Source organism: Moraxella pluranimalium (assembly GCF_002014825.1).
GTDB classification, from domain to species: domain Bacteria; phylum Pseudomonadota; class Gammaproteobacteria; order Pseudomonadales; family Moraxellaceae; genus Moraxella; species Moraxella pluranimalium.
In genome coordinates this window covers 110,585-134,489 of sequence record NZ_MUYU01000006.1, presented here as the reverse complement: position 1 = coordinate 134,489, position 23,905 = coordinate 110,585, and the positions used below count along the sequence as shown (strand labels likewise).

At 41.3% G+C, this 23,905-nt stretch carries 13 protein-coding genes and 2 pseudogenes; 9 read left to right on the top strand and 6 right to left on the bottom strand.

Annotated elements, in window-relative coordinates:
* Positions 1–23 precede the first annotated feature (23 nt).
* Positions 24–2,093 (bottom strand): OmpA family protein, encoded by a 2,070-nt coding sequence (locus B0680_RS01855; RefSeq protein WP_143821323.1) that lies wholly within the window; start codon positions 2,091–2,093, stop codon positions 24–26.
* Between the two features lie 315 nt (positions 2,094–2,408).
* Between B0680_RS01855 and B0680_RS01850 the strand changes: the two genes are divergently transcribed.
* Positions 2,409–3,014 carry a rhomboid family intramembrane serine protease gene (locus tag B0680_RS01850; protein WP_078253352.1) on the top strand — a complete coding sequence of 202 codons (606 nt, stop codon included), beginning with the start codon at positions 2,409–2,411 and terminating at the stop codon, positions 3,012–3,014.
* An 81-nt stretch (positions 3,015–3,095) separates the two neighbouring features.
* On the opposite strand, the gene B0680_RS01845 is transcribed toward B0680_RS01850, so the two are convergent.
* Positions 3,096–3,758 (bottom strand): enoyl-CoA hydratase/isomerase family protein, encoded by a 663-nt coding sequence (locus tag B0680_RS01845; RefSeq protein ID WP_078253351.1) that lies wholly within the window; start codon positions 3,756–3,758, stop codon positions 3,096–3,098.
* Between the two features lie 436 nt (positions 3,759–4,194).
* Here B0680_RS01845 and B0680_RS01840 point away from each other — a divergent pair, with 436 nt between their 5' ends.
* The 8 genes and pseudogenes from B0680_RS01840 to B0680_RS01805 all read left to right on the top strand — a co-directional run bounded on the left by B0680_RS01840 (position 4,195) and on the right by B0680_RS01805 (position 20,433).
* Complete coding sequence (locus tag B0680_RS01840; protein WP_078253350.1) at positions 4,195–4,878, top strand: TnsA endonuclease N-terminal domain-containing protein; 684 nt, start codon at positions 4,195–4,197, stop codon at positions 4,876–4,878.
* Positions 4,863–6,956, top strand: coding sequence for a Mu transposase C-terminal domain-containing protein (locus B0680_RS01835; protein ID WP_078253349.1), 2,094 nt, complete (start codon positions 4,863–4,865; stop codon positions 6,954–6,956). Before B0680_RS01840 ends, B0680_RS01835 begins: the two co-directional genes overlap by 16 nt.
* A 68-nt stretch (positions 6,957–7,024) precedes the next feature.
* Complete coding sequence (locus tag B0680_RS01830) at positions 7,025–7,930, top strand: TniB family NTP-binding protein (RefSeq protein ID WP_078253348.1); 906 nt, start codon at positions 7,025–7,027, stop codon at positions 7,928–7,930.
* A gap of 194 nt (positions 7,931–8,124) precedes the next feature.
* Positions 8,125–9,300 carry a TniQ family protein gene (locus B0680_RS01825; RefSeq protein ID WP_158078287.1) on the top strand — a complete coding sequence of 392 codons (1,176 nt, stop codon included), beginning with the start codon at positions 8,125–8,127 and terminating at the stop codon, positions 9,298–9,300.
* Entirely contained in the window at positions 9,293–10,627 is a 1,335-nt protein-coding gene (locus tag B0680_RS01820) for a hypothetical protein (protein ID WP_078253346.1), read from the top strand. The genes B0680_RS01825 and B0680_RS01820 overlap by 8 nt, the downstream gene beginning before the upstream one ends.
* Positions 10,628–10,864: 237 nt before the next feature.
* Positions 10,865–15,109, top strand: a pseudogene (locus B0680_RS11010) (YadA-like family protein); the annotation flags it as partial.
* Positions 15,110–15,831: 722 nt separating this feature from the next.
* Positions 15,832–17,805, top strand: coding sequence for a site-specific DNA-methyltransferase (locus B0680_RS01810; protein ID WP_078253344.1), 1,974 nt, complete (start codon positions 15,832–15,834; stop codon positions 17,803–17,805).
* Between the two features lie 12 nt (positions 17,806–17,817).
* A complete protein-coding gene (locus tag B0680_RS01805; RefSeq protein ID WP_078253343.1) occupies positions 17,818–20,433 on the top strand; it encodes a restriction endonuclease in 2,616 nt (871 codons plus the stop codon).
* A 187-nt stretch (positions 20,434–20,620) separates the two neighbouring features.
* On the opposite strand, the pseudogene B0680_RS10995 reads toward B0680_RS01805, so the two are convergent.
* The 4 genes and pseudogenes from B0680_RS10995 to B0680_RS01785 all read right to left on the bottom strand — a co-directional run bounded on the left by B0680_RS10995 (position 20,621) and on the right by B0680_RS01785 (position 23,759).
* Positions 20,621–21,001: pseudogene (locus B0680_RS10995) on the bottom strand (TonB-dependent receptor domain-containing protein).
* A 34-nt stretch (positions 21,002–21,035) separates the two neighbouring features.
* Positions 21,036–21,608 carry a TonB-dependent receptor domain-containing protein gene (locus B0680_RS10960; RefSeq protein ID WP_078253341.1) on the bottom strand — a complete coding sequence of 191 codons (573 nt, stop codon included), beginning with the start codon at positions 21,606–21,608 and terminating at the stop codon, positions 21,036–21,038.
* A 117-nt stretch (positions 21,609–21,725) separates the two neighbouring features.
* Positions 21,726–21,986 carry a TonB-dependent receptor plug domain-containing protein gene (locus B0680_RS01790; RefSeq protein ID WP_078253340.1) on the bottom strand — a complete coding sequence of 87 codons (261 nt, stop codon included), beginning with the start codon at positions 21,984–21,986 and terminating at the stop codon, positions 21,726–21,728.
* A gap of 18 nt (positions 21,987–22,004) precedes the next feature.
* Positions 22,005–23,759, bottom strand: coding sequence for a hypothetical protein (locus tag B0680_RS01785; RefSeq protein WP_078253339.1), 1,755 nt, complete (start codon positions 23,757–23,759; stop codon positions 22,005–22,007).
* Between the last annotated feature and the right edge of the window lie 146 nt (positions 23,760–23,905).

The window sequence follows — 23,905 nt, the reverse complement described above, 5'->3', positions numbered from 1 at the left end:
ATTTTTGGCAATTGCCGAGCGTCTTATTTTGACTCAGGCTGTGCAGTTGGCGCAGTTGCACCTTTGACAGCAAATTCAATACGACGGTTTTGGAAACGGCCTTGCTCGGTGGCATTGCTTGCTACTGGTTGGTCTGGACCCATGCCAGCAGTCGCCAAGCGTGATGCATCCACGCCTTTTGACACTAGGTAGTCACGCACGGCATTGGCACGAGATTCAGACAGTTTTTTGTTCATCTCAGCATTGCCTTGGCTGTCGGTATGACCTGTGATTTGTAGGCCTGCATCTTTGATTTCAGCCATTTTTGCGACTGCCAAATCAAGGATGGCTTTGTTATCCGCAGGGATGTCGCTCTTGCCTGATGCAAAGTTGATGATTTGTAGGTTCAATGCCTTGACCAAATCTTCAGCGGTTGAGCTTGCAGTTAGCGCTTCAAGTGCTTTTTTGGCAGCTTCGTTGCCTGATGCAGTTGCAGCAGCAGCGTCAAGCTTTGGTTCTGCTTCGACGGTGAAGTCGGCAGGTACGGCAGCTTTGGCAGCTTCAACCAGTTTTGCCACTGTTGCTTCATCAGCAGCATTAAAGCGGATGGTCTTATCAACGATTGACACAGACGCATTTGGCACGCCTTTCATCACGCCTAGGATGGCAGGTAGTTGCTCTGCAGCTGGTAGCGTAGCAGCGTGTGATGCAGCGACATCTGCTTGACACGCATCAGCGCCAAATGCTGTGCTTAGGGCTGATTTGATACCAGTAACGACATCTTCAGCACCTACTTGGGTACGGCATGACTGTACGGCATTACCAGTGTCATCCATAGCGATATTGACAGTTGCAGGGGCGGCATCAGCGTTGGCAGCTGCGTTAGCGTTAGCATCTGCTGCTTGTGGGTTTAGTAGCGATTCGATTGTACCTGCTTGGACATCAAAATCAGCAGGCACGATGCCTTTGGCTTGCTCAACCAATTTTGCCACAGTCGCATCATCAGCACCGCCAAAACGGATGGCTTTGTCAGCCACGCCCAAAGTAGCATTTGGCACGCCTTTGATTAAGCCAAGTAGTGCTGGTAGGTGCGGTTCGGCTGCCATGCTATCGGCACGGTCGGTTGCTGTGTTTAGCTCACACTTATCAGCGGTGAACACGCCTGCGATAGCGGCACGGATATTACCCACCAAGCCTTCTGAACCTGCTTGAGCGGTACATGATGCGATAGCCTCACCTGTGCTATCCATCGTTACGCCAAGTACGGCAGGGTTGATGGCGGTTGCTGCATTACCTGCGGTCGCTTCTTTGGCAACTGGTGCTGCCACAGGCGCAGGGGTGTCTTGACAGCTACGCAGTAGTAGCCATGCTAGACCTGCAAAAATCAACAAACCGATAATCGGCAATAGGCTCTTTAAGAAACCGCCCTTTTTCTCTTCGCTTGCCACAGGTGCTGAAGTATCAACATGGGTGGCAGCTGGTGCAGCTTTTGGTGTAGCAGCAGTGGCGGTAGTTGCGGTAGTCGCAGCAGCAGCTGTCGCAGCAGTTGCACCTACAGCCGCAGCGGCAACAGGGGCTACTGAGCCATCTTTTTCTTCGGCAACTGGTGCAGCCACAGGTGCTGCAGCGGTTTGTTTATTCACCACAGCATTTGCCAAAGTCGCGCCACCTGCCAACACGCCTGCAGGTAGCAGTGAGCTTGCCCATGCAGGTAATACGCCATTAAAGCCTGTCAATGCTGATTTAGCAAATTGAGCAATCGATGCACTGCCTGCCAATTCTTCGATTTTTGCAAAGCTATGCGCCGATGCTGATGCGCTAATGGCAGACACTGCATCACTTGATACGCCAAATTCCTGGGCAAGCTTAGCGCTCATCGCTTGTTGTACATCGCTTGGCATGACTGCATCAAGAACTGCTTTGCCATAATCTGCTGATTCATCAGAGACGTCGGCAACACGGGCAGCCGCATCACCTTGCGATAGATAAGCGGTGAATAGTGGATAAAACACAGACAAAATGTTTGATTTGGTTTGGCTATCACCTGCCACATCCTTAGTCATCGCAAGGACATAAGGGGTAACAAATTCGTTTAATTTTTCAAATAAATTCATGGGTTGCTCCGATGCAATCGTAAAAATAAGCGTAAAAAATAAGGCTTGCGCCAATCGATAAAACTTGCGTATATTTTGACCGATTTTGCAGACAGATAAAAGGGCTTGCAACAATAGATAAACAAAATCACCCCATTACCACCAAAAATACACCAAATTGTTACAAAAACATCATACAGCCGAGCAAATTTTATCAAATGCCATCAAGCGCTTGATTTTTCGATGGCAAATTTGCCAATTAATTGACCAAAAACACAGCCAAAACACGCAGATAATGCTATACTGACGGCAATTTTTTTAATAAATTCACACGATATGAACCACACTACTGCCATTATCATCATCACTGTCATCATCAGTATCGCCGCTTGGCAATCTCGAGCGTTATTTGAGCGGTTGATTTTTTGGCCACCTGCCATCAAGCGTGGGCAAGTCGATCGCCTATTGACGCATGGATTTATTCATGCCGATGGGATGCATCTATTGTTTAATATGTTTACGCTGTATTTTTTTGGGCGGGTGATTGAGCAGTTTTATATCAGTCGCTTTGGCAATTTGGGCTTTGTGGCGTTTTATGTATTGGCGGTGATTGTGGCGATTATTCCTACTTATCTGACCCACAAGGACAATCCCCGCTACTCAAGCTTAGGCGCATCTGGTGCGGTATCGGCGGTGCTGTTTGCATTTATTTTGTTTGCGCCGTGGGAGACGATTTATTTGTTTGCGGTGTTGCCCATTCCTGCGATTGTCTTTGCCATTGCTTATGTGGCGTATAGCATTTGGGCGGATCGCCGTGGCGGTGGTACGACCAACCATTCAGCACATCTGTTTGGTGCGGTGTTTGGCGTGGTGGCGACCATTGCCATTGAGCCACGCTTGATGCTACATTTTATTAATGCACTGCTTAATCCATCATTTTAATCAGCTACATGATGGGTTATCAAGCACTGATCACGGCATAAATTAGCGTTCATGCCGTGATTTTTTTTGCTTTGTAAAAGCTTACCAAGCGATAAAATGCCGATCCAGATGCGCCTGTGGCAAACTATCCACCGTATAATGCCACTTGGGGTTTTTATCCTTATCAATCAATAACGCCCGCACCCCTTCGGCAAATTCCCCAAAATGACAGCAATACAGTGCTACTATCAGCTCCATATCCATCACTTCATCAAAGCTTTTGTTCTCGACTTGATGATAAATCTGCCAAGTCAGCCCTGCTGATGTTGGACAGCCTTTTTGGTAATTGGTCAGTGCTGTTTTGATATAGTTATCACAGTCATCTTGCGTCATATAGCTTTGCACTTTGTTATCAAATGCCAATAGACTATCGACACTTACAAGCTCATTTGCCACTGCCTGATGTGGCAATAGCCACCCATCATCAAGTAAATCGGTGCGGTGTAGCGTGTCAAGCAAGTCATCTAGCATCTGATGATTGGACGCATCATCCGCCCAAGTCGCTGATTGTAGCGCATCAACCAATCGCCCATAATCATCGCTTGCCATCATCACATCCGCCACACCAAGCGCAATCGCATCTGCACCATTAAAGCGTGCGCCGGTCAAGCCCAAAAACAAGCCCAACCGCTTTGGCATCTGCTTAAGAAAATATGAACCACCCGCATCAGGAAATAGCCCAATCCCCACTTCAGGCATCGCCATTGTTAATTTCCGAAATAAATGTCACCTTTCTTTCGAAATAAATGTCATCTTTTGGGAAAAATTTACTCAATTTCGCCCAAAAAACCACCAAATTTCCGAAATAAATGTCACCTTTCTTTCGAAATAAATGTCGTTTCTTAAATTCATTTAAACCGCTTGCCAAGCCTTGAAATCAAAGGGTTTGAAAAATCCATTCCAAATGATTTTTCTTATTTTTCCCTAATTTTGCATGACAAGCAACCAACGCCTTCTAGCCTAACGTCATTTTTTGCTTTCGCCATGATTAATGTGTCAGATGGTTGGGTGAGTTGTAGGTGAATTACCATAAAATAGAGACATCAAGGTAAGTTATCTTGAATTGCCTATTCCAATTATCTTAATTATTTATTAAAATAATTAAATAATAGTTAAATTAATATTAACTTTAGGATACAACATGAAATTCAAACAAGCACGAAAATTTAAAGCCAATCACGGGAGCGTTACTGGCTACTACCCTTTTTGTGGAGAGCTGATTCCCTATGAATCTACACTTGAGCGAGATTTTATTATCAGAGAAAGCTTCTTTGTTAATACCAAAACTATCAGCGCTCAACCGGTCACAATAGAGTTTCAGAAAAATGGTAGAACCCACCCTTACACGCCCGACTTCTTTGTTGCATATCAGACGCCCAATGCCTACGGTCGAACCGGTATGTTTGTTGAAGTCAAGCCCAAGTCAGAATGGCGAAAACATCACAAGCAGTGGTTGTGTAAATGGGCTGCTATGAAAGCATTTGCCACCAAACTCAATTGTTCTTTCAGGATATATGATGAAGACAGGATACGGGATTTTACACTAGCCAATATCAACCAATTACTCAGATTTAAGAGCATGCATGTTGAGCCTTTTATGCTTGAGAAAGTAACTCGTATTACCAGTCAGGCGCACGCCATTTCAATCAATGACTTGGCTTGCTCGCTAGAAGGGTCACTTCACGCTTTACACACTGGTGAGACTGGCACAAAGTTTGATGTTTATCGCATCATTTGGCACGCCTTGGCAAATAGAATCTTAGATTGTGACATTGCGAATTACGATGTCATGCATGGGGAGACAAAAGTATGGCTCGCAAAATAACTACAGCAATCAACGAAACTGGCGGTTATACACCAAATCGAGAGCAAATTAGCTTCAAAGAAGGTCAATTATACCGACATAAGCAAACGGGTGAAGAGCACCTCTTGTTAGTGCTCATAGACAATCATAAGGCGGCTTTTAAGACACTTAAAAACCTTAAAACATCAGTGTTTAGCCTGGATGATTTCATGCCTTGTACTCAGCAAGAGGATGTCTCTACTATCGACCTGTCACAAATCAGTGATGAGCAATGGAAAGAGGCCTTTAAGCGCTACCGGGTGATTGACCCCCTAATTAACCAACATCGCTCACAAAGACCAACCCTTGTTGAAATCGCAAAAAAGACAGGTGTGCATAAAAGAACCATACAGCGATGGCTCCGAGACTACAGCTCAACAAACTCAATCGTGTCTTTAATTCCCTTAAAGCGAGGTTGGCAGAATGGTCGTCGCCGACTTTCAAAAGAAATCAAAGCGCTGATTGACTCTGTGATTAAAAAATTTTATCTCACGCCGCAAAAGCCAAGCGCTGAGGCAACCGTAAATGCAGTGTACCTTGAGGCAACTCGTTTGGGCATTCCAGAATCAAAATGGCCAAGCAGCAATGCCATCCGAAAATCAATTGATGAGCTGGATTTGGCAGAAACACTTAGGGCTCGTGGGCAAAGAAGGAAAGCAAAAGCATTGACAACACCAAAACCTGGTAGCTTTCCAACCACTAACTATCCTTTAGAGGTGGTACAGATTGATCATACACCTATGGATATTATTGTGGTGGATGATGTGTCACGCCAGCCCATTGGCCGCCCTTTTATCACGGTTGCGATTGATATTTACAGCAGAATACTCACAGGATATTACATTTCATTGGATGCGCCAAGTATGACCAGTGTTGGCATGTGTTTGGTCCGCAGTATTTTGCCGAAGCAAGATTTATTGTCTGAATACAACATTCATGACATGGATTGGGACGTATATGGCTTACCCAAGAAAATCCATGTGGATAACGGTGCAGATTTTCGTTCGCTTTCGCTACAGCGCTCATGTGCTGCTTATGGGATCCAAATCGAGTATCGCCCACTGGCAAGACCAGAATTTGGCGGTCATGTTGAGCGTTTTATTGGTCACATCATGAAACGAGTGCATGAACTTAGCGGAACAACGTTTTCCAACATCCAAGAAAAAGCTGAATATGATTCTGAAAAACATGCTTGTATGACCATGAGAGAGCTAGAACACTGGTTCTTGACCTATGTGGTTAAGGTGTATCACCAAAGCGTACATAGCGCAACCAACCAAACGCCTGCAAATCGCTGGAAAATTGGGATATATGGGGATAGACATCAGGCAGGCTCAGGCTTGCCAACCATGCCAACTGATAACCTAACGCTGACATTGGATTTTCTACCCATGTTTGACAGAACGATTCAAGTGACTGGCGTGACCATTGATGGTATTCGCTATTATGACCCTGTGCTCAACGCTCACATCAATCGAGCCAATGCCAAAACTGGTGAAAAAAAGAAGTATATATTTAGAAGAGACCCACGAGACATCAGTGCTATTTGGTTCTACGACGATAGTCTTCAACGTTACTTCAAAATCCCCTATGCTGACCAGTCTTTGCCTGCAATGAGCATTTGGGAATACGAACAAATTCGTAAGCAGGTCAAAAAATCAAAAGGCGTTGTGAACAATCGTTTGATTTACACCGGTTGGGAGGAAATGCAACAAATTGCTGAACAAGCCAAGAAAGCGACTAATAAGGCACGACGTAGCAATCAACGCAAAAAACTGCATAAAGAAAGCCAGAGTTATCACAAGGCTGAAGTAATGGTTGATGAGCAAAGCTACATGGTTGGTTCTGATGGCAAAATCATCAATAGCTCAGATGTTGCCAACAACGTTGTAAGTACGGTTACGGGCAGAAAATCCAAACTCAAACAAGCCAAGCCCTTGTTTGCCAAAACCGCTCAAAAGTCTCAGCTTGACAACGCTGATGACAATTTAGGTCAATCGGTTGCCAAATACAACAACAATCGGGTTGCTCGCCACTATGATGATGACGACATCATGTAAAGCAAGCTTAAATGGCCACAAAGATAAACTTGCACACACATCCAAACACCTAACTGGAGGATACTAAAATGACAAACCGCAAAGAAATGCCTGCTCATCTACACCCTAAATTTGCACATATGGCTTTTATGTCAAATGATGAAAGATTATTGTTCATGGCAGAACCTCGCTGGCTAACCTATCCTGTTGCCAAGCAAGTGATGGGCATGCTTGATTTCTTATTAAAAGTGCCAACGCAATCAAGAATGCCAAATATGTTGCTGATTGGTGAGTCAAATAACGGTAAAACCGCCCTGCTAAATAAGTTTGTGGATGCGCACGAACCTTATCTTAGTGCTGATGACAAGCCGGTGTTGCCTGTTGTATTTGTGCAAGCACCTGCAACGATTGGCACAAGCGGTAAGGAAATTTATATGAGTCTTTTAAATGCCTATTCTGCACCTTATACGCATAAATACACTGCATTACAGCTACAAGACCAACTGCTGCATTTTGTGAGATGGTGTCAGACACGACTAATTATTATTGATGAAATCCACTCCATCTTAACCGGCACATCCAGGCAGCAGCGCTTGGTAATGAATAGCTTAAAGCATCTATGCAATGAGCTTAAAATACCTTTTGTATTGTCTGGAACCATTGATGCAGTACAAGTGCTTCATACAGACCCACAGCATGCCAGTCGATTTGATGTGGTGGAACTGCCTTTATGGAAACTTGATGAAGAATACGCCACGATGGTTGCTAGTTTTGAACGCATCTTGCCACTAAAAGAACCTTCCTTTCTTGATGCTGCAGACAAGCTGCCTATGATTCATAGCATTAGCCGAGGCTGTCTTGGTGATACCAAAAGACTATTGGTTGCTGCTGCAACCTCCGCAATTAAAAATGGGCGCGAATCCATTACTTCAAAAGACATTGAAGAGAATAAATGGGTAAGCATTAACCGAGGAGAAAGACGTTTAATTCTGTAATTGAAGTAATTTAATACGCTCACACAAGGGTTGATGACATAAGATACTGGCCAAGTCTTGTCATTTTATACCCTTGTAGCTCCCAATCACTATAGTAAAACAACGATTTTTTTATATACATCAACAGTTATGGTTGCTTTGCAGTCATGGCAAAGGCTTTGTATTGCCAATATTATCATTCGGAGGTGCTATTTATGACTCAACCATCTGCCAAACAACCTTTGTTGCCATTGGCAATTAAACCCAAATTATACCCAAGAGAATCCCTATATTCATGGCTTATAAGAGCGGCTTCGTACAACGGTCTGCCAGCGCCTGTTTTTACCAACTTGTACTGGACATACAAAAATCGTCTCTTGCATATACAGCTTAACAAGAAATATCCCAATAAAACCTTTAAAGATGAAATATTGCAGCTTTGCGGGAAGCAGCCAATCGTCTTTGCTGACTTCTTAAATGTTGATGATTGCAATCACACCTACTTTCTCTTATCTCATCTTTACAAGAGAAGTGGTTCTGCACATGGCTATCAATATTGCCCCAAATGTATTGCTGAGCAACAAGAAAATGCGTACTTGCCAATCGAATGGGATATGGCCAGCCACACCGTATGCACCAAACATCATATCTTAATGCAAAATTCATGCACAAATTGCGGAAAGTTTTATACACCCCATAAGGCCAGCCTTAGACCAATTGAGCAATGCGCTTATTGTGGCTGTTCTATGGCAATCATCAATAAGGATATTTCCACACACCCTTTGTATGACAAGATTAATATACCGCGGCTTCTTAAGTTGCAGCAACAAATTAATAATTATATAGACAGCAGCATCCATCCTCAAATATGTGCTGATAGTCATCCAAATCACACCCACTCTTTTTATTATTTGGGTATGCAATTGGAGTTTAGAGATTTTTTGTCTTTGCTAGTCTATTTTATTAAATTAGCACGACATCATGCCGGCATACCTACACACAAGGAAAATAGTATTTACAACCAGTTCATTAAAGCAATGAAATGGGAGCGATATGCTTCTGGTTACAAATTTGTTGGTGTATTCAACACCCTATCAGCTGTTGAGAGAGCCTTATTACTCTCTTGCGCTTGTGATTTTTTAGATTTGAGTGCCGATAATTGGGTACAAATCACGCATGAGCTGAATATAAAACAGGGTTATTTCAGCGCCGTTCCCGATAAAGATAATTTACCAGAACCGCTCTTGCGAATTATTGGTAATTTGCCAGTGACCGAGTCCAAGAAAAGAGCCAAAAGTCACCGCCCAACTGAAGCAGGCAGAAGCCTAAAACAGGTTAAAACTCGCTGGTCACAACTGTTAAAAAAAATGGATAGAGAGTTTTATGTTTGATTTTAAATCCAATCCAGTAAATATTACTAAACAAAACACAGTGCAAGATTTCACCAATTCAGATTTTAAAGCACTTCTGGTTTGCCCAACATGCATGCACAAAGTGACAACATTGGTAGCAAGCATCTATGGCGATATTTGCAAACCTTGCCATAATAACTTCTTTACACTAAAGCATATCTGTGGACATTGCAAAGAATTAAAAAGGAAAACCTATCGATACAGGAATTCGCCCATTGACGCCCCACTCTGCCAAGAATGTTATGACAAACTTATACGACGCCATACTCGTGGACACTGCAAAGGGTGTCGCCGTAACCTCAAAGTATCAGATGATGGGTACTGTAAAGCCTGTTTAAAAGGAAAAGTTGCATGCAAAGTGTGTGGCGCGGAAACCTTTGCTGGACGAGAATCGGAGTGTATAAATTGTAGCTGCAAACGTTTAATACTAACCTGCGCTAAATTTGCCAGGCTTGCCCTACCAGAAGGCAAGCTTAGAGATGACTATATGGATTTTATGGAGTACTTAACTCAACCAAGAATTGCATATATGGCGTACGCACAAAAACAATACCCAAAATATCTACAGTTCTTCATTGATTGCAAAAATCTATGGGGCGAAATACCTGATTACAAAACCTTGGTTGCACACTTTAAGCCCAATGGACTTCGGACGTATTTAAGAGTGTTACGTTGGCTGATTCAATCAAATCGCATTGAAGAGGATTTGACACTTAAAAAATATTATGCTGCGAGCGAGAGTATAGAAAAGCTTAAAAATAAAATTTCAGATCCTCCCTTTGAGCTGACTCAATATATCACCCATCTTGAGAATAAGCTTAAAGATAATGCCAATATCGTACGGATAAGAGCATGCATGCAGCCTGCGGTCGATCTGTGTGTTTATAACAATCTACATAAAGGCGATGTGATTGAAGCGCAGTATTTTGACAGCTACTTAAAACATCGACCAGCTCAAAAAGGCAACATTTGGGGATTTGCAATCTATTTAAGGGATGTATTTGGCAGAAAAATTCAACTATCCGTAACTGACGGCAAAGTCAAACCAAGAACGCGCTGTAAAAACACATTTGCTGAGAAAGTTCTTATCCGTCTGGTTAACAAGCCGACCAAGCTCACCTTAAGAGAAAAACGGGAATGGTTTCGTTGCGGTATGTGGATATTCCATAAACAAAAGGTGAAAAAAGACCCCAAAGTGATGGATACGAGGGAATTAATTAAAACGTCCTCAGATGGTCAATTTGAGTGTTGGCGGTTTAACGGGCAAGATTTTTGGTTGCCAAAAATACCGACAAAGAATGGTTAAATTTCAGGTCTTACCAATCGGTAAGACCTCTTTTTTTTAAAAAAATATTTCAAAAATATATTAGAGATGCGCAAATTATGTATATTTTGTGTTAATGATTTCTAATTAGTATTTTTATTAATTGATTTTATTATTATTTTGAAGTAAAATTAAATTATCTCTTAAATTAAAAGAATATTAACTTAAACTTTAAGAGATAATCGATTTCAAAAAATTATAAATTACCGAGGTAAAAAAATGAACAAAATCTACATAACTAAACGCGGGCATGACGGTAAAACAGTTGTCTGCTCAGAAAAGACACGCGCTCGTGGTAAAGTTAAATCACTTGTGTTGGCTATGACTGCTGCATCAGCAATGTTGGCATCAGTAGATGTTATGGCTGCTACAACACTAGGTGAAAACCAAACTATTACAGATACAACATCTGTAGCTATTGGTAATAACGTAATTGCCACTGGTGCTGATACCGTAGCAGTAGGTGATTATACTAAAGCTACTGGTGATGAATCTACTGCACTAGGTGAAAGAGCAACTACCTTTGGTAATCAAGCAACAGCAACAGGATCTTATGCTTTTGCAGATGGCAATCAATCAACATCAAATGGTCATGCATCATCAGCTATGGCAATTGATACTATTGCTATTGGTGTAAACTCTGGTGCTGCTGGTGGATCAATGAGTAAGGAAGATTGGGATAAGCTAATTGTCATTGACAGAGAAATTAAAGAGCTTGACCCTAGCCAGTTTACTAAGACTGTGACGACGCCGGGCGGCGAACCTGATAGAACTCCTGTGGATGAGGCGAAGAAGGTGTTGGATGAGGCTTTGAAACAGGGGCAGTATACTACTGGTTACGCACAAAGTACCTCACCATCACCGATGTACATGTCACTACCTGATGGTGGAGAGGGACCACCACCGGCGGGACTAAACATTATTCAAAAGACAGAGCTTACTGGCGCTATTGCAGATGTGTATAATAAATTAGCCGTCCCTACTGGCAACTTACACGAAACCTTACCAGGACGCCCAGATTCGCCAACTACACGTAATTTTGCATCTCTTGGACATATTATGTCATTGGCTAAAGAGTCTGGTTTTGATATGAACACTATTTCAGACACTGTGGCACTAGCGAAAAAATACGGTGCTCCTTTAGATGGTGAAATATTCATGAACCCAGGTGCAAACCCAAATTCAAATAGTTTATTTGATGCAAGCCGAATACATTATCGCGATTGGTTAGAAGGAAATGGACTGCAGGGCGACAATGCTATTATTGTTCAAGAAACAACGACGATGGATGATGTTGAAAAGCAATACTTAGCCGGACAGGAAGTGCTATCAGTCTATAAAAAGTACGGTGGTGGGGACGTTGGCGATATGTATGCAAAAATGTGGGAAGATACCGTCCGCACATACGCCCAAAATGTAGACCCTCAGGTGAAGCAGGATGCTTTAAGCGCCCTCAACGATGGTCTAACACAAGAATTGTTGGATAAATATCAGGGCACGCCACAAGAGCAAGATTTCATCAATACTATGCTTGTGGCTGCCGCGGCTAAATCTGTGGATATTTATTCAGCGCTACCAGAAGACGGTATAATGCTAGTGGAGGAGCGAATTTTTGATGGTATATCAAACGCTGCATACACGCTTAGTAATACATATACAGTAGCTTCAAATATTGGAGCTGGCGGTCTAACTTCATGGGCATGGGTTCCAAACGACTACAGCTATATGCAAGGCTTCTCTAATGTAGACCCAGCGCAACTAGAAGCAGCCCTAAACCGTTCATACGAATCCGCCAAAGCCATCATCCAAGCTCGCCAAGATGCACAGGCTGCTTATGATCAAGCCCTAGCCGAATACGAAGCCGCTGTCGCAGCAGGTGGTACTGGTGGTACAACCACAACAACCACTGATTTGGCTGCTTATGAGGCTGCTTTGGCTGAGAAGCGTGCTGAATTGACTAAGTTGGCTAATGCTGCTGGTTTCGATGGTACCTTTGAATCACTATCTGATGTATTTGGTTCTAAAGCAGGCCGTGCGATTGCTATTGGTAACAGTGCTTATGTCTCAGGTGATGAATCTGTTGGTGTAGGTTATGGTAACAAGGTAACTGGTAATCAAGCAAATGTGTTTGGTACACATAACACCGTAACTGCTGATAATAACAATGTGGTTGGTAATAACAACACTGTTACCACTGCGGGTAATAACATCCTAGGTAATGCCGTAACCTTTGCAGCAGGTGTTGCTACTGTAGGTAATGTTGCCTTGGGTAATGACTCTGTGATTGGCGCTGCTGTACCAACGAAATCTGTTGATATTCGTGGTACGACCTATAACTTTGCTGGTACTAATCCAACCTCTGTTGTGACTGTAGGTTCAGCAGGTAATGAGCGTCAAATCACTAATGTTGCAGCGGGTCAAGTGACAGCAACCTCTACTGATGCGGTGAATGGTAGCCAATTGTATGCTGTAGTAAAAGCAGTACAAGATCTAGAAGCAGGTAGTGCAGATACCAATACTGATAAATCAGTGCGTGTGAAGTCAGGTAGTGAGCTATTGACTGTTACTGGTGCAGCAGGTACTACTGATGGTATCACTACTATGACTGATTACACAGTATCTATCAACAAAGGCACCTTTGGAACAGATCCTACCACAGGTGAAGTAACTGCACCAACAGATGGTGTTGCAACCACTGCTGATGTTGCTGATGCAATTAACTCAGGTTCATTTGTAGTCACTGCTGGTGGCACTAAACTTGCTGATGTGGGCTTTGGTGATACCCTAAGCTTTGTTGATGGTAATGGTACGAAAGCTGTTGTTAAAAACGGTGGTGTTGCTTATGACATAAATGTTAAATCAACAGATGGTTCTATTGTGACTAAGCCAAATACTGATGGCTCTGTTGATCTGACAGTTAATACCAGCATGATTCCAAGCACTGTTGTGGATGCAGGTAAGGGCATTGAAGTTACTCCAGTAACCAATGGTAATACAACTACCTACACAGTTGCTGTTGATGATACCATTGCTGATAAGCAGTTTGTCGCTGACGAAATTGCTAAAATCAAAATCCCTGAAGTTGATCTATCAGGACTGATCACCCATGAAGAATCAGTAGTTGCTGGTGATAACATCACTGTTAGCCAAGATAGTAAAAATGCTACTGGTGGTAAAGAGTTTAAGGTAAGTCTAAACTCAACACTAACTAGCATTGATAAGATTGGTGGTGGTACTGGTGCAGGATCATCAATCAGCTTTGGTGACAACACCATTAATGCAGGTGGTGCTACTATCAGTAATATCGCTAATCCAACCAATGCGACTGATGCAGCGACTAAAGCGTATGTGGATGATAAAGCCACTACAGTTGCTAAGGGTGATGGTATTAGTGTAACCAGTAAAACAACCACTACACCAAGTGGCGCGGTTAATACTGAGTACACAGTCGCTCTAGACGATGCTACTAAAGCACAGCTAGCTAAAGAAGAGTCAGTATCTGCAGGTAGCAACATTGTTGTGAAGCAAGACAAGCTAAACAGCACTGGTGGTAAGAACTACAATGTATCCTTGGCATCTGATTTGACTGGCATTAAATCAATCAGCAATGGTGACACCGCTGTTAAGCTGGGTGATGGTGCTGTGAATGTTGGTGGTTCTACCATCACTAATGTAGCAAGTCCTGTCAATGCTACTGATGCTGCTAATAAAGCCTATGTAGATAATAGCAAGACCACAGTAAGTAAGGGTGATGGTATCACCATCACAACCACACAAACCACTAAAGATGGTGCAACCAGTGTGGATTATGCAGTGGCTCTAGATGATGGCACTAAAGCTAAACTAGCTCAAGTAGATGTCAACAAAGCTGCCATTGCTAAAGGTATCAATACCACAGCAGATGATGGTAAAGTCACTAATCATCCACTAGGAGGCATTGTTGCTGTACTAGGTGATGGCAAGAACATCAAGACAGTGACTACCGATACTGGTGCAATCAGTGTACAAATGGCTGATAACTTAAAAGTAGGCAGTGTTGTCATTGAAGGCACTTCTGTGGGTATGGGTGCTGGTGGTATCAGCGCTGGTGGTAATAAGATCTACAATGTAGCAGCAGGTACCATCAGTCCAAGTTCAATGGATGCTGTTAATGGCAGTCAGCTATATGCAACCAATATGAATGTGGCTAATAACGCACAGAACATTGGCATGCTAAAAGAGCGTATGGATGAGTTTGATGATGCCCTAGATGCACAAGCTGCTGGTGCACGTGCAGCACTAGGTATCCCACAAGTCACACTACCAGGTAAGTCAATGGTGGGTGTTGGACTAGGTAACTATGGTGATGCTCAAGCACTTGCTGTAGGCTTTAGCCGTCTTAGTGATAACGCCAGAACCATCCTAAAAGGCTCAATTGATGCAAACACCAAAGATACAAATAAACTTGGTGTTAGCTTGGGTCTGGGCTTCCAGTGGTAAGGCACTCACAATCTCTCTCAAATAAAAGCAGCCCTGCTTGGGCTGTTTTTTTATTTTTACATTATTAATTTATTTACTTTTATTAAATTTGTGTTATAATAAACATGTTCATGTGCTATCCAATTATAAAATAAGCACTCTTAGCAATAAGAGTGCTTATTTTATGCACCCTACTCTCACCACGCCCCGCCCTGTGCTTAGAATTTCTTTTGCAATTTGTGGAGTTGCAAACATTCACCAGCGCAAGAAAATCAAGCGGGAATATGGTGCATGTATTCCAATTTTGGTTGAATTGCATAGCAATGATGCAGGATAACTATGTAAACCAAATTCTTGATTAAAAAAAATAACGCTAAAGAATTATTTTGAATTAAAGGTACAACTCGTCGCTCCAAGGGTGGTTATAAGATTTTTGGCAGTCGCCTTAAACCGTATTGGTATTTATATAAATCCAAGAAATAATTTTGACGAACAAAGGTGTTTGATTGACATTTTTATTTGCTGTATTAAAATGAAAACTCATTAGTTGCGAGCATAATCAATGTTTTATAAGCAGGATATTAAAGCTCTAAAGTATCCCAAAATATGAATTGAAATATTTTTTAGAATATATGAATAATATTTCAATGATAATACATTGGTGATATAGACTTTAATTGGCATGTCGCTCCATATTAATCTCCCAAACCGGCAAACAGGATATAGTAATGGTTACCGAACAAACCAAAGTCGCACACGATTTAGAAGACAACTTCAAACAAAACAAAATCTTACAATTAAAACAATTATTCCCCGAAATCTTTTGTGAAGAACAAATTGATTTTGAAAAACTCAAATTGGTGTTGGGCGAAGATAATCTTTGCACCCAAAATGAACGCTATCAACTGGGCTGGGCAGGCAAATCCGATGCTTATCGCACTTTACAATCGCCAACATTCAACACGCTTGTACCTTGCGTTGCTGAAAGCGTGAATTTCCACGACACGCAAAACGTCTTTATTGAAGCAGAAAATTTGGAAGCCCTGAAAATTCTGCAAAAATCTTACGCAGGCAAAGTAAAAATGATTTACATTGACCCTCCTTACAACACAGGTAGCGACAGCTTTATCTATCCCGACAAATTCGCTGAAACCCGTGATGAATACGCCAAACGCGTAGGTGACAAAGACCAAGACGGCTATTTATTGCGTGACGGTGCATTTGCTGGTGCGTGGCGTAAAAATAGCAAAGACAACGGACATTATCACAGCAACTGGCTGTCTATGATGTTACCACGCTTGCATTTGGCAAAAACGCTGTTGCGCGAAGACGGCGTGATCATGTTGCATATTGATGAACATGAACAAGCACAACTGAAATTACTTTGTGATGAGATTTTTGGAGAAGAAAATAATTTAGGGATAATTATTTGGGATAAGAGAAATCCAAAAGGCGATGCTACGACAATTGCTACACAACATGAATATATTGTATTTTTTGCTAAGAATAAAGATGAATTTATTAATAAAAATAAATTAGTTAGAAAAAAGGAAAATGCAGAAGTAATTATGACAAAAGCAAAAAATTTGATTGAAAAATTAGGAATAACAGATGAAATGAGATTAGAGTTCAAAGAATGGATTAGAAAACAAAATTTTAGCGGTGGAGAACTTGCATACAATCAAATTGACGAAAACGGAGAAGTATTCCGTCCAGTTTCTATGGCTTGGCCCAATAATAAAAAAGCACCAGATGAATATTTTCTTCCGCTTATTCATCCAGTTACAGGAAAACCTTGTCCAGTTCCTGCAAAAGGTTGGCGTAACCCACCTAAAACAATGAAAGAATTACTTGATAAAAATTTGATTTTATTTGGTTATGATGAAACAACTCAACCCAATAGAAAATATTTGTTAAAAGAAAATATCTATGAAAATGTGCCATCTCTTTTTTATTTTGGGGGAAGTGATACTGCATTAGATATGCCTTTTGAAAATCCAAAACCTGTTGCAGTTGCTAAAAAATTTCTTGAAGTAATTGTAAAGCCAAACGACCTAATCCTAGACTTCTTTTCAGGCAGCGGTACAACTGCCCACGCCGTGATGCAACTCAACGCCGAAGACGGTGGCAACCGCCGTTATATTTGCGTGCAGCTTCCCGAAGAAACGGACGAAAAATCCGAAGCACGCAAGGCAGGTTTTGCCAATATCGCCGAAATTTCCAAAGAACGCATTCGCCGTGCAGGAACGCAAATTTCAGCCAGCGTAAAAGACGGACAAAGCGTGGATACAGGTTTCAAAGTATTCAAATTAACCGAAAGCCATTTCAAACAATGGCGCAGACCGCTTTCAGCCAGCCTGAATGCACCGCAACAGTTGGCTTTGCTAGAAGAATTTCAAAATGTGGTGCATGAACACGCTAGCATTGAAAATATGGCTTATGAATTGATGTTGCGTTTGGGTTTTGAATTAACGGATAGCATTGAGTTTATTGACAATGTGGCTTGGCTGAACAATACCGCACAAACGCGCAAAACCGCGCTGTTGTTGGATACCGTCAATCAAGCGGTGTTGGACGAAGTGCGCGCCCAGTCGCCCAAAAAAGTGTTTGTGCTGGATAAAGCATTTGCAGGCAATGATGCGCTGAAAACCAATGCCGCATTGCAATTCAAAGATGCCAATATCAACTTTGAGACGCTGTAACGGTGGTGCCACATGGAATTGAAATTTGAACAACTAGATTATCAGCACGAAGCCATTAACGCGGCAGTACGCCTGTTCCAAGGCGAACCCAGTCAAGAACAAGTTTTTGCCTTGCAATCGAACTTCTCGCCCATCGTGAGCAATCAGCGAGTTTTACCATTGGACGAAATTGGCAAAAATTTAAACGAAGTGCAGCAATCGTTCAGTCTACCAGAGACGCAAATCAGCGAGCATGGCTTGAATTTCTCTGTTGAAATGGAAACGGGTACGGGTAAAACCTATGTATATTTGCGAACAATTTTTGAGCTAAACCGTCAGTATGGCTGGCGGAAATTTGTGATTGTCGTGCCAAGTGTACCCATTCGTGAAGGGGTGCTACAAAGCATTCGTGCAATGACAACGCATTTTAAATCAGTGTTTGATGGCGTGCACTTTTCCCACTCAGTGTATAGCAGTGACCGTTTGAACCGATTGCGTAGCTTTGCCATGAACACCCATATCGATATTTTGATTATGAATATTGATGCATTCAAAAAAGACGACAACGTGATTAACCGTGCCAATGAAAGCGGTGAAGCCCCTATTTTACAAATCAGCCAAACCCACCCGATTGTGATTGTGGACGAACCGCAAAACATGGAAACGGATTTGGCAAAACAAGCGATTGATTCGTTAAACCCATTGTTTGTCTTACGTTATTCCGCTACACACAAAAATCCATATCACAAAATTTATAGCCTAAACCCTGTGCAAGCCTATAACAAAAAATTGGTGAAACAGATTGAAGTGGAGCCAGTGCTAGCAAAAAATGATGTCAATGGCGCGTATGTGGTATTGAAAGAGTTTGTAGCTGGCAAAAGAAAATTAACTGCTAAAGTGGAAATCCATGTTCAAGATACAAAAGAAACCAAGAAAAAAACTATCAGCGTGGGTTCAAATGATGATTTGTTTGATAAATCAGGAAATAATGAAAGTTATCGACATGGTTTTATCGTCAATGGACTGGATGCAGAATCAGGTGAAATGCACTTGTCCAGCGGTCAAGTAATTACGCTGGGTGAAGATGATGACTTGATTCGCGATGAAATTATGAAAAAACAAATGGAATGCACAATCAAAGAGCATCTGAAAAAAGAAAAGCGTTTAAATCCTAAGGGAATTAAGGTTTTATCGTTGTTTTTTATTGATAAAGTGGCAAATTACCGCGAGCATGGTAAGTTTGCGCGCTGGTTTGCGGAAATTTACGAACGCGAAACTGGCGAAAGCGCGGATGGCGTGCATGACGGTTACTTTTCACAAGACAAGGGTAAGGAAAAAGATACCAGTGGCAGCAGCAAAGCAGATGAGGCAACTTATGATTTGATCATGAAAGATAAAGAAAAATTATTGTCGTTTGACAGTAAATTGCGCTTTATTTTTTCGCATTCCGCGCTGAAAGAAGGTTGGGATAATCCGAATGTGTTTCAAATTTGTACGCTCAACGAAACACGTTCGCCAATTAAAAAACGGCAGGAAATCGGGCGCGGTTTGCGTTTGGCAGTCAATCAACAAGGCGAGCGTGTGCGCGATGACGGTGTGAATATTTTGACGGTTATACCGAATGAAAGCTACGAAAGTTTCGCCGCCAATCTGCAAAAAGAATATGAAGACGAATGCGGTATCACATTTGCTAACGGTGGTGTTAAAAAGGCGAGCGACAGAACCAAGCAGACCTATCGCAAAGGTTTTACACTCGACCCTGAATTTTTAGCAATTTGGCAAAAATTATGCTCTCAAACCTATTACAAAGTGGCGTTTGAACGCGAGTATTTAGTTCAAGCTGCCGCTAAATTGGTTAAAGATATGCCGCCTATTCAAAAAACACAATTGGTTGTGCAAAAGGCCAAAATTAACCAAACACAGACAGACGGCATCTGGGGCGAAGAAATTTCTTCGCAAACTCACGCACTGGACAACAATTGGGAAATTCCTGATGTATTGCATGAAATCCAATGTAAAACACAACTTACCCGCCAAACGATTTTTGAAATCATTCATAAATCCGAGCGAATTGATGAATTGGCAAATAATCCGCAGCGCTTTATTGATTTGGTCAGCGAGAAGATTTTGTTGGCATTGCATGGGTTGATGATTGATGGCATTGAGTATTTCAGACAGCCTGAAAAAGATGCAGCCGCCTATACGCAAACCTTGGCACGTTGGCGTGATTTAGAGCATAATGGTGCAGAATTTTTCAAAAACGAGCATACGTTCGCGATTCAAAATGCTGATAAAACGATTTTTGCGGACTATATTTCACTGGATTCTGGCACAGAAAACACGTTTGCCCAACAGTGTGAAAGTCGTGAAGATGTGCGCTTATATTTCAAATTACCCGATTGGTTTAAAATTCCTACACCGATTGGCAATTACAATCCCGATTGGGCTATTGTGATGAACCATCATGATAAAGTTTACTTTGTTGCTGAAACCAAAAACACAGGCAAAGGCATTCAGGATGGCGTTGATTTATCTAAACTACACCTGGAAGAACAGCAAAAAATCGCATGTGCGAAAAAGCATTTTTCTGTATTTGATGGCGTAAAATATCGCGTGGTACAGAATTTAAGCGAGCTTGAAATCAAGTAAGTAGCGATATAAATTCACCATCAAAATTGAAATGCTGCGCCATTTTATCAATAGCTTAAGCTGATTAAATGACGCAGCATAATTGGTTTACAGACTAAGGTTTGGGCTTAATCACAACAAAGATATATGTCTAATTAATAACATAACCATTCACCGCCCTTTCTCAACAAACAACTCATCAAGTCCATCAATCAGCGCCACGTGTCTGTACTTCACCAATTTGTTTATTACTGAATGTTGTACGGTCAAATAAGACCAAATTGTCTTGTTTGATATCAAATAGCGAACCAGTTAATAAAACTCTCGGCGATATTTGATATTTGACACCAATTTCAGCTTGGGTCGCAGTGCTTGGTTTTAGCGCATTTCCATTTTAATCTGTACCAAATTCAGGCGTGAAAGTTGTACCATAGCTCACATAAGGTGATACACCGTTATCAAAAGCATACAAAGCACCCGTTCGCCAAGTAAACTTACTATCACTTTGACTGCTAGATGTATCTGTCAGAAGATTGGTATTGTCTATTTTTGATTTGTCATATCGTCCACCAACCAAAAAAAATTTCACTTACCCCAAGACATCTCATTTTGTGCATAAAGACCTATTTGGCGATTGCTTTGTTCACTTTGGGTTCGTAGCGCAGGTTCGTTGACAGTAACACCATAGACGTGGCCTGCCAGTCAATATTTGGCGCATCACCCAAATAAGTGCTTTCTTGACGGTCAATATTTGTAAAGTCCACACCTGCCATAATACTATGTGACAACTTGCCTGTATTGGTCTTAAAATGCAATGAATTATCTGTCTGGAATGAGCGGTTAGTATAATCAAAAATACGCGCTTTTCGAACAAGGTCGCTACCACCAGCTGAATACCAAGTGATGAGCGATTTGAGATAGTCGTTGTATTTACCATATCGGGTTTTTTGACTAAATGTTAAATTATCATTAATTTGGTGATCCAGCTGATAGCCAATTTGGTTTTGTTTGGTGTTTAGATCATGATAATTTGGATCGGGTGCAAAAAAAATCATAAGGCATATACTGGCCATTGACAGGAAATAGCAAGCCTTGAGCAACCAAAAAAAATTGCGATCGCCTGCTTTAGGTTGATTTTCATGCAAAGCAAATAATTGTAAATTGGTTTTATCACCAATTGACCACCAATTGACCAATTGATAGATGGAGCAAAAGAATAACTTTCTTGTTCAGCATTGCCAGCTTGCTATTCTAGCTTTTTAAATGCACCAACCAAGCGATAATCAATATTTTCATTTAATTCATTGTCAATATCAACACCAACTTCCGTGCGATTGTTTGCACCAAATTTTAAAACACCTCTCTTTCATTACTGCCACTTGCTTTTTAAGGTTAATGTTAACCACACCATCAGGAGATGATTTGCCATATAATGCAGAAATACCGCTTTTTAGAACATCAATACTGCCAATCAAATAAGGATTAAGCTCCAAAGATTCAGCATACGCCATGCCGTCCATAATCAAAGCAGAGTTTCCGCCATCGTGATTATTACTAATACCACGAACACTCATTTCGACCTTCTTACTCGGCTACCGTTGCAGCTTTTCGATAGCCGTTTTCACCCAGTTGCCCTCTTCTGTATGATTGTATTTTGCATATTTGACATCTGTTGGCAATTTCTCCGATTCCAGCTTCATTATTCCACCTTTTTTTGCTAATAAACACAAAACATCATAGATTGTTTTACGTAGCAGCTCTTCAGATTGACATCGTATCGCCACACCTGCCAAATTGTGTGTTGAATTCTTAGGGACCAAATCTATAAAGGCATACCAGCAACCCTGATCACACCCATACAATGCCAAAAATTTATTCGGAAAGTTATTGGAATGTAGGCGTTTTAAATCCCCATAGGGTAAATTTTGAGGATCTGTTAGACGGCCATAACCTCCAACAGAACGATAATAATAAACATTTTCATGAAACTGGTCTTTGACCTGTCTATATAATTCTTTATGCCTTTGGGTTAGTGGATAGCTATCAATAGAATCAAATTTATTGGCATTTGATAGCATTGCCTGACCAATCTTACCATGCGCGCTCTTACTCTTATCTTGCCCAGTAGCAAATTCTTCAGGCAATAACACACCTTTGGTTTTTGTCTTTTCTGCAACCATATCAAAAGCGCTAGTACTCTCACCATCCTTTATTTTCACAAGTTTGCGCATGCCAATAACCCCTGTCTTACACATAACCCATAAACGGGTGGGATTATTAGCATCCCCATCAACAAGTGTTATACTCTCTGAATCATAGTTCATGTCCGATGTTAATATCTTAACATGCGAACTTTTTACTTCTGTATCTAAGATTTCGTTTTCTAATTTATCATCAGTAGGTTCTGGTTTGCTAAAAACTTCATATTCTAGCGGTGTGCCATCCCCATTTGGGTACGTTATGGATGTGATTGACGTAATCAGATATTTATTTTCACCAATATCTACTGCATTAAATTGGAAGCCAACAGCTTCATCGTGCCAAATGCCAATGTCTGACAAAAAACCGTTACCACTTACAATCTCTTCGGATTTAAACTCTATCTGATTTTTATTTAAATTTTTATTGCTAGTATGAATACTTGAATCAAAACTGCCTTGAATTCTTCGGATATGGGCTCTTGTCTCTTCATTAAATTTAAGATAATGCAGAAAAACCACATCAGGCAGGCGCATCCAATCAGAAAGCAATACCGAGTTAGGACTGTGAGTCTTAACATTTAATCTTAAACCATCTTCTAACAATGGGGCTTGGAAATTTTTAGAGCGTCTTGTTTTGGGCTTATTGAACTCAAATGACTCAGATAGTTTTTTGCTTAATATGTATCGATTAATACGCTTGGTTGAGGCATAATAAGACAAAAACCAAGTTAGCGGGTGCATAACAAATGTGTACCCATCGCGCTTAAAGCAAAGCACCTGATGTCTGTTATACACCCGACCGATTATTTCGTTGAAGCTTGAGCTTAAACTTTTGTAATGATACTCCTTAGGGGGTTTATCCTGCGCAACACTAACAGACGTTCTTTTTTCACGATAGAAAGATAAATCCTCACAACCCCCTTCTTGGATTGCGTATGCGAATGTTTCTGGTTTTAGATATCCAACCAATACCAAAGTTTTTTCATTTTCATTGTCGTTTTGTTCGATACGCACTACCGAGCCAATAGTCAATCGATGAGCATACTCCAAATTAATAGATATGGTTTTTATAAATGCTAAGCCTTTAGAATCCCTGGATACTAAGCCTTTAGAATCCAATTTTACAAAAATCGCAGAAACTTGCATTCGTGTACCATATAGCGCCCCGTTGCGTTTGATGGCACCATACCATATCAGAGCCAATCTATCACCATCATTGAGCGTGTTGTCCTCTTGCTTTGGATTGTAGATTGAAATTTTAACTCTTGATGCGGACGATATTGTTTCTGATG